Raw genomic sequence first — 8,399 nt, forward strand, 5'->3', positions numbered from 1 at the left:
CCCTGAATTATAAAGCTTTTGCCGCAGCATTTACGGCATTGCGATGGCCCGGGCACAAGACAGCGCCGCGATCGACAAACGCGGGCCTCATCGTGTTGTTTTTCACTACGCCAGCAGGCGAACTGTTTGCTCGTGCACAGCATCGGTGATTTAATACGGCTTCTTTACCGGATGTTGGTCGCAGGAAAGCTCTGCCACTGCGAGAACACAAGAAACAGAAGGCTGCGAGATGTTCATATCATCGCAGCCCATAAAAGAACACAGCTTATCAAGCCCGCTCACGCGGGCTTTTTTCTTGGGCGCGCGTCAGTTGGACGCGTGGACCGGAAACCCGTCCACCCTACTTCGTTGCGCTCAGAGGAAGTACAGCGCAGCCAGCGCGGTGCAGGCGCCCGTCGCCAGCAAGGTCAGGAACGTGAGCATGCGATTGGTGCGGCGCTGCTCCACCACCAGCATCGCCATCATCTCGCTGTTGGCGATGTGCGGATGGTGCCCTTTCGACTCGCGTTCCAGCGCCTGGTGCACGAGGCGCGGCAGTTGCGGGAAGATCTGGGCGTAGCGCGGCGCTTCGGCCTTCAGGCGCTCGACCAGGCCTTGCCAGCCCACCTGCTCGGCCATCCAGCGCTCAAGGTATGGCTTGGCCGTCTTCCACAAGTCCAGGTCGGGGTCGAGCTGGCGGCCCAGGCCTTCGATATTGAGCAGCGTCTTTTGCAGCAGCACCAGTTGCGGCTGCACTTCGACATTGAAGCGGCGCGAGGTCTGGAACAGGCGCAGCAGGATCTGGCCAAACGAGATGTCTTTGAGAGGGCGATCGAAGATCGGCTCGCAGCAGGCGCGTACGGCCGATTCGAGTTCGTCGACGCGCGTGCTCGGCGGCGCCCAGCCCGACTCGATGTGGGCCTCGGCCACGCGCTTGTAGTCGCGCTGGAAGAAGGCCAGGAAGTTCTGCGACAGGTAATCCTTGTCGAAGTCGGTCAGCGTGCCAACGATGCCGAAGTCGAGCGCGATATAGCGGCCCAGCGTTTCCGGTGCGGTCGAAACCAGGATATTCCCGGGATGCATGTCGGCGTGGAAGAAGCCGTCACGGAACACCTGGGTGAAGAAAATCTCCACGCCATCGCGCGACAGCTTCTTGAGGTCGACACCGGCGGCGGCCAGGCGATCGATCTGGGACACCGGCAGGCCGTGCATGCGCTCCATGACGATCACGCTGCTCGAGCAATAGTCCCAGTACATCTCGGGCACCATCAGCAGCGTCGAATCGGCGAAGTTGCGGCGCAGCTGGCTGGCGTTGGCGGCCTCGCGCATCAGGTCGAGCTCGTCGTGCAGGTATTTGTCGAATTCGGCGACGACTTCGCGCGGCTTCAGGCGCCGCGCTTCGCTCCAGACCTTTTCGATCAGGTTCGCGGCCATGCGCATCAGCGCCATGTCCTCGTCGATCAGCTTCTTCATGCCCGGGCGCAGCACCTTGACGGCGACTTCCTTGCCGTTCTTGAGCGTGGCGAAGTGCACCTGGGCGATTGACGCCGAGGCGATCGGCTCACGCTCGAAGTGGGCGAACAGCTGGTCGGGATGGGTGCCGAGCGAGCGCGTGATCTGCGCCACCGCCAGGTCGGAGCCGAACGGCGGCACCCGGTCCTGCAGCATGGCCAGTTCATCGGCGATATCGGGCGGCACCAGGTCGCGCCGGGTCGACAGCACCTGGCCGAACTTTACGAAGATCGGGCCCAGTTCTTCGAGCGCCTGGCGCAGCCGCACGGCGCGTGGCGATGTGATCGTGCGCCAGAAGAAGAACGTGTTCATCAGGCGCGCGGTGCGCGGGGCATTGATGCTGGTGACGGCGATTTCGTCCAGGCCGTACTTGGTGAAGACGGTGAGAATGCGCAGCAGGCGCAGGAATTTCAATATCATCGACGATCCGGATTCTGGTCTGCGCTTACAGCAAAGGTGGAAGAAGGTTTGGCGGTGCTGCGCTGGGCCAGCGCCTGTTCGAGCCGCGCGATGCGCTTGGCGCTGCGCTCGACGTCGTCGCGCAGGCGCACGACATCGGCGGCAAAGGCGTCGCGCTGGACCGGACGCACCAGCACCGGCCGCTCGTCAGCCAGGAATTCAGCGAGGTTCTCGGCCAGGCGGCGCCCTGCTTCGCCCAGGCCACCCACCGTGCGGCGGGCGCCCTGATGCAGGCGGTAGGCGGCCACCGGCCCGACCACGCGCTCGAGGTCGTACTCGGCATCCCAGCGCAGGCCGTTGGCCAGCTGCGAAATGACGTTGGCAAATTCGGCGTCGCCCTCGATCTTCACGTACGACAGCGCGCGCGTGCGGTCTTGCGCAATCAGCGGCAGGTCGGCCGGCTTGATGCGGATAGTGACGTTGGCCGGCGCTGCATCCTGGCTGGCCTCGAACAGGCCGTCAGGCGCCACCAGCACGCGCAGCTGGGCCACGCCGGCATCGATGCACGCCTGCTTGCCGGCATGGCGCGCGAGCGCGGCCCGGGCCCAGGCTTCCTGGGCCAGCAGGTGATTGATCGCGGCAACTGCAGGCACGGTCAGCGCATGCTGGGGTGACAAGGTCGACAGGGATGGAAGATTCGGAAACATGGCAGGACTACCCTCAAAAAACAAAACCGCCCGGAGTGATTCGGGCGGTTTTGATCTTACCAGTTCGCCGGGCACGCACCCGGCGTTACGGAATCGGCAAACAAAATAATTCCGGTTCGCCTGCGGCGTACTTAGTTCGGCTGCTGAATGCCAGCCAGCACCCAGCCACCCGCGCCCGACAGCGGCTTGGACATGTTCCAGACCTCGACGAACGGCTCTGGCAATGCATCTTTCGCGCTACGGATCATGGCGTTGAACTGCACGCTCGCCAGGTAATCGGTGGCCGTCTGTTCGATGCCCAGCAACTGCGCATCGACATTGACGACGTCGGTGAAATCAGCGACGGCGCCGCGTTCCTGGATCTGCAGCTTGAGTTCAGCGAACACTTCCGGCGACGTGAATTCGCGCAGGTCGTTCGTGTCGCCACGATCCCAGGCTGCCTGCATGCGGATGAACGACGACTTCGCATGACGCAGGAAGCTCTCGCTGTCGAAGTCGGCCGGCACGCCCCATTGCTGGTGCGCTGCCGGAGTAGCCGCATTACCGAAACCCGATGCATTCAGGCCGCCGCGGTCTTTTTCCAGTGCAACGCCACCCTGGAATGCGGTGGGCTGTGGACGCAGACCCGAACCGATTTCAGGCGTGCCAACGCCACCGGCCGCCTGCGGCTTGAAGCCGCCGCTGAAACCGGCTGCGGATGGATTGGCCGGCGTGTCCTTGCGGCGGAACATGCGCACCAGGAACATGATGACGAGGCCGAACAGCGCGAACATCAGGATGCCTGCGATGATGCTGGCCATTGCACCGCCAATACCCAGGTGCGACAGCAGCATGCCCAGGCCAAGGCCCAGCAATGCGCCGCCAAGGATGTTGCGCATCATGCTTGGCTTTTTGGCGGCAGCCGCTGCGCCAGCGCCGGCAGCAGCTGGCGCGGCCTGGTTCGGGGTCTGGCGCTGCATGTTCTGCGCGGGCGCCGGCGCCGGGGCCGGCATCTGGCGCACGGCCTGCGACTGGCGGCCGACGGAGCGCTTGCCACCCATCGGGCGTGCGTAGGCCTCGGCCACCATCGAGAATGCGGTGACTGCGAGGAGCGTCGTGACCAGGAATTTTTTCATTGTCTCCGTCCTTGATTGGAACTTCAGTTGAAACTACAGCTTGATACCGGTGTGCAAAGCGGCCACACCCGCCGTCAGGTTGAAATACTGGACCCGCTCCAGTCCTGCGTCTTGCAGCATGCCCTTCAGGGTGTCCTGATCGGGGTGCATGCGGATCGATTCGGCCAGGTAGCGATAGCTTTCAGCATCGCCGGCAATCCGCTGGCCCAGCCATGGCAACACCGAGAACGAATACACGTCATACGGCTTTTGCAGTGGCGCAATCACTTTCGAGAACTCAAGCACCAGCAATTTGCCGCCCGGCTTGAGTACCCGGTGCATCTCGGCCAGCGCCTGATCCTTGTGCGTCATGTTGCGCAGGCCGAAGGCCACGCTGACCCGGTCGAAGTAATTGTCCGGGAACGGCAACTTTTCGGCGTTACACAACATGGTTGGGGTGACAAGTCCTTTATTCAAGAGACGGTCACGGCCAACGCGCAGCATCGATTCGTTGATGTCGGTGAGCCAGACTTCGCCCGTCTTGCCGGCCTGCTTTGCAAAGGCCTTGGCCAGGTCGCCCGTGCCGCCGGCGATATCGAGCACCTTGAAGCCGGGCCGTACGCCCGCCTGCGCGATCGTAAACAGCTTCCAGGCGCGGTGCAGGCCGGCCGACATCAGATCGTTCATGACATCGTACTTCGCGGCAACCGAATGGAAGACCTTGGCGACTTCCTGGACCTTCTGGTCCTCGGCGACGGTCTTGTAGCCGAAGTGGGTGGTGTTTGTCATAGTGGCATGCAGGTTGGGGGTCGCCACATTATACAAGGACCCGGCGCGAGGGCCGCGCTGCTGAGCTGGCTACCGCCAACGCGTTCAACACGGGCGCTGGCAAGGCGGATTACGCGCCTTTCTCCCGTTTGGATTCAACTTTTTCCGCCTGTTGGTTACCCACAACGCATCTGCCCGACAGCGTGCAATTAGGCCAGAATCATCGCACGTGCCTCTTTTCCAAGCCGCTCACCGCGACTAAGATCATTAGCAACAGACAAACTCTATTTTCAAATAGTTATGCGAAAACTCAAACTTTCGATTCAATATTGCATTTCTCATTAGAACTTTATCAATAGTTGTGCGCCATGCGTGCCGCAATTTTGGTTTAATTAGCACGATCTTTCAGCCGGCAAACGCCGGTCGTTGCGCCCATCGACGTTGCATGGTCCCCATGGTGTGCCGGGATGCATCACAGCGTAGCGGGTGCCAACCAGTCTGATGAGGATACCGGTGCCTGTAAAACGTCTTATCTGCATTACACGTGAAGGCAGTGCGCACGCCCGTGCCTGCCATGGCGCCCTGCCCGGCTGGGACGTCTGCGTCGTCGAGCATCTGGCGGCGGCGCGCAAGGTCTTGTCCGAGCAACACTACGGCGTGGGCCTGCTGCTCGACAGCAGCGACAGCGCAGACGATGCCGAGCTCGAACGTTTCCTGCACCAGCACCACCACATGCGCTGGGTCGGTGTCTTCGACGCGCACCGGCTCGTCCAGCCGGCCCTGCGCGAACTGATCGCGGCCCATCTGGTCGACTTTCATACGCTGCCGGTCGACACGCTGCGGCTGCAGCACTCGCTGGGCCACGCCCACGGCATGGCGAGCATGGCCACGCGGCCAGCGCTGCACGACGGCGCACTGCGCGTGAGCCACATCGACGGCGCCTCGGCCGCGATCGCCCGCCTGCGCTCGCACATCGACAAGATCGCCGCTGTCGATGCGCCGGTCCTGATCTGCGGCGAAAGCGGCAGCGGCAAGGAGCTGGCCGCGCAGGAAATCCACCTGCGCTCGCCGCGCGCCACCGGCCCGTTCATCGCCATCAATTGCGCCGCCATGGCGCCGGCGCTGATCCACTCGGAACTGTTCGGTCACGAACGGGGCGCCTTCACCGGCGCCATGCGCGACAAGCAGGGCCTGCTCGAAGCGGCATCGGGCGGCAGCATTTTCCTCGACGAAATCGGCGACCTGCCGCTGGACCTCCAGGCAAGCCTGCTGCGTTTCCTGCAAGAGCGCGTGATCTACCGGGTCGGCGGCACCCGCACCATCGCGGTCGATGCACGCGTGATCACCGCCACCCACGTCGACCTGCCCCAGGCCGTGGCCGACGGTCGCTTTCGCGAAGACTTGTACTACCGCCTCAGCGTGTTTCCGATCCGCGTACCGGCGCTGCGGGAACGCAAGGAAGACTTGCCGCTGCTGACCGATCTCATCTTCAACAAGTTTGCCAGCGAACGCAGTCCGCAACTCAAGGGCGTGAGCCGTGAAGCCTTGCAGGCCATGACGCGCTACGATTGGCCCGGCAATGTCCGCGAGCTGATCAACCGCTTGCGCCGCGCCATGGTCCTGGCCGAGCATCGCCTGGTGATGCCGGAAGACCTCGATTTGCCGGGGGTCGGGCCCATCTGCCCGAACGGCGTTGGGCTGGGCACATCGCGCATGAGCGCCGAACGCGTGGCCATCGGCGAGAGCCTGGCCCGCAGCGGCAACAACATCAGCCGGGCAGCGCGCGAACTGGGTGTATCGCGCATGACGCTGTATCGCCTGATGGCCAAGCACGAGATTTCGGTGTAGGCGTCATTCCTCGCCCGGCGTCGGCCTCGTCCTACCGCGTTTCTCCTTGAATTCACAGGGTTTTTATGCAGCGTGCTTGCCAACAGGCAGCACACTGATGTGCCTTGTTCACTCTGTAAACCCGGTCTTTCGGTTGCAATTTGATACAGTTTCCTGATCAATTCTGCAACTGTGTAACAGGACAGAGACACTTGTCGTTTCAGCTATTGGTGTCCTTCATCGTTCTGTGATCCACCTTGCGAACTCATCAAATTAGTCCTACAAAATCAAGGACTTGCTCAAGCGGCCTGTGCTGGCACGAGACCTGCTAATACCGAAGTGGACCGGGCGTCACGAGACCTCGGGATACTTAAACCGTGATATTAGGGGAGCAATAATGAAGCGCACTATCCTGGCAACCGCGATCGCCCTGGCTTTCAGCATGGCCCACGCCCAAGAGAACACCGTGAACGACGTCCGTGGCGGCAATACCCAGACGTCGACGATCACCAATACCACCAACACGGACAGCAGCACGCTGACGGACTCCAGCAACAGCAATAACACTGCGACCACCAACACCACGAATACCGACAACAGCCAGGCGAACAGCAACAACGTTGCGACCAATACCAACAACAGCCAGACCGACAGCAACAACACGGCCACGAATAACAACACGAACACCAACACGCAGACCGACAACAGCCAGCGCACCAACACGACCACCTCCAACAACCAGGTGGACAACTCGGACAACCGCGTCACGAACAACACGACGACCAACAACAACAGCCAGACCAGCAACCAGTCCGACACCCGCACCATGCAGGTCGACAGCAACGACACGTCGACCACCAGCAACACGACCTCCAACACCAGCGACAGCAGCCGTGACAGCTCGGGCCAGAACAACAGCTCGGGTGACGCCACTGCCGAAGTGGCCGGCGCCGCAGCCGCCAACAACGGCGGCACCGCCAGCTCATCGGTCGCGAACTCGTTCAACACCTCGTCGGCAACGTCGACCAGCGCCCTGACCGGCAATGTCAGCGGCAATAGCATCAGCAATATCGGCAACACCGCCCAGAACAACGGCGGCGCCAACGGCGCATCCGGCTCCGGCGCTGCGGGCGGCGTGGGCTATGGCGGCAGGGCCAGCGGCACCGGCGCAGCCGGCGGCGCAGCGTCGGGTGCGGCAGGCGCATCGGGCGGCGCGGGTGGCTACGCGGCGGCTGGTACGGCTTCGACCGGCTCGTCGAGCGTCGGTAACGCCGCTGGCGGCAGAGGCGGCGCCACGGGCGCTGCGGGCGCCACGGGCGGGGCAGGTGCATCCGGGGCCATGGGTGGCTACGCTGCCGGCGGTAACGGCGCAGCAGGCGGCGCCGGCACGGGTGGCGCGGGCGCAGCAGGTGGCGAGGCCAATGGCGGCTCGGGCGCAGCAGGCGGCACGGGCGTGGGCGGCGCAGGCGGCTCGACCGGCTCGCTGGCTGGCGGCAATGGCGGCCGCACCGGTTCGGCGACCGGCGGCGCAGGCGGCGCGGGTGGCAACACCGGTTCGGCATGGGGTGGCGCAGGCGGTGCAGGCGGCATGGGCGGCGCTGGCGGCATGGGCGGCACCTCGTCAGGCTCGAGCCTGAATGCCTCGAATGGCGCGAGCGGCGGCTCGGCCAGCATCGGCGATGCCATGGCATCGACGGGTGCCGGCGGCACGCCAGGCAGCGATCCGGCAGCGGCAGGCGGCGCCAGCGGCGCATCGACCAATACCGGTGGCACCAGCACGGCCGGCAGCCCGACCAGCGGCGCCAGCACCAATGGCGCGGGCGACTCGATGGCGGGTGCGGGCGGTGCCGGTTCAGCCGGCGGCGCGGGTGGCTCGGGCGCCGCATCGTCGAATACCTCGGGTAGCGGCGCAGCAGGCGGCACCTCGACCGGCGGCACCGGCGGCGCTGGCGCGGCTCTGGCCGGCACGGGCGGCGCAGGCGCCACCGGTACGGCAGGCGCCGGACATGCCGACGTCGCTGGCCACGATCTTGCCGATGGCGTCGGGGGAGGGATCGTCGGCCCCCAGCTCGCGCTGCAGATCGGCGAGCAGGCTCGGCCGCGGCGGAATGCG

The 8,399-nt window shown here is 64.2% G+C and carries 5 protein-coding genes and 1 pseudogene; 1 reads left to right on the forward strand and 5 read right to left on the reverse strand.

Annotated features, from left to right (window positions below):
• Positions 1–354: 354 nt before the first annotated feature.
• The 4 genes from ubiB to ubiE form a co-directional block, all read right to left on the reverse strand.
• Complete coding sequence (gene ubiB / locus AC56LV_RS22135) at positions 355–1,911, reverse strand: ubiquinone biosynthesis regulatory protein kinase UbiB (RefSeq protein ID WP_183554085.1); 1,557 nt, start codon at positions 1,909–1,911, stop codon at positions 355–357.
• Entirely contained in the window at positions 1,908–2,597 is a 690-nt protein-coding gene (locus tag AC56LV_RS22140; RefSeq protein ID WP_499560800.1) for a ubiquinone biosynthesis accessory factor UbiJ, read from the reverse strand. The genes ubiB and AC56LV_RS22140 overlap by 4 nt, the downstream gene beginning before the upstream one ends.
• 131 nt (positions 2,598–2,728) lie before the next feature.
• Positions 2,729–3,712: a Tim44 domain-containing protein gene (locus AC56LV_RS22145; RefSeq protein ID WP_499560802.1), complete on the reverse strand. Its 984-nt coding sequence runs from the start codon at positions 3,710–3,712 to the stop codon at positions 2,729–2,731.
• Between the two features lie 33 nt (positions 3,713–3,745).
• Positions 3,746–4,480 (reverse strand): bifunctional demethylmenaquinone methyltransferase/2-methoxy-6-polyprenyl-1,4-benzoquinol methylase UbiE, encoded by a 735-nt coding sequence (ubiE, locus tag AC56LV_RS22150; protein WP_343026523.1) that lies wholly within the window; start codon positions 4,478–4,480, stop codon positions 3,746–3,748.
• A 492-nt stretch (positions 4,481–4,972) separates the two neighbouring features.
• Here ubiE and AC56LV_RS22155 point away from each other — a divergent pair, with 492 nt between their 5' ends.
• The gene (locus AC56LV_RS22155; RefSeq protein ID WP_499560804.1) at positions 4,973–6,307 is read left to right on the forward strand and encodes a sigma-54 dependent transcriptional regulator; all 1,335 of its coding nucleotides are present in this window, start codon (positions 4,973–4,975) and stop codon (positions 6,305–6,307) included.
• Positions 6,308–8,282: 1,975 nt separating this feature from the next.
• On the opposite strand, the pseudogene AC56LV_RS22160 reads toward AC56LV_RS22155, so the two are convergent.
• Positions 8,283–8,399, reverse strand: a pseudogene (locus tag AC56LV_RS22160) (HDOD domain-containing protein); the annotation flags it as partial.

The sequence above is a fragment of the Telluria sp. RB2R28 genome, assembly GCF_059685835.1.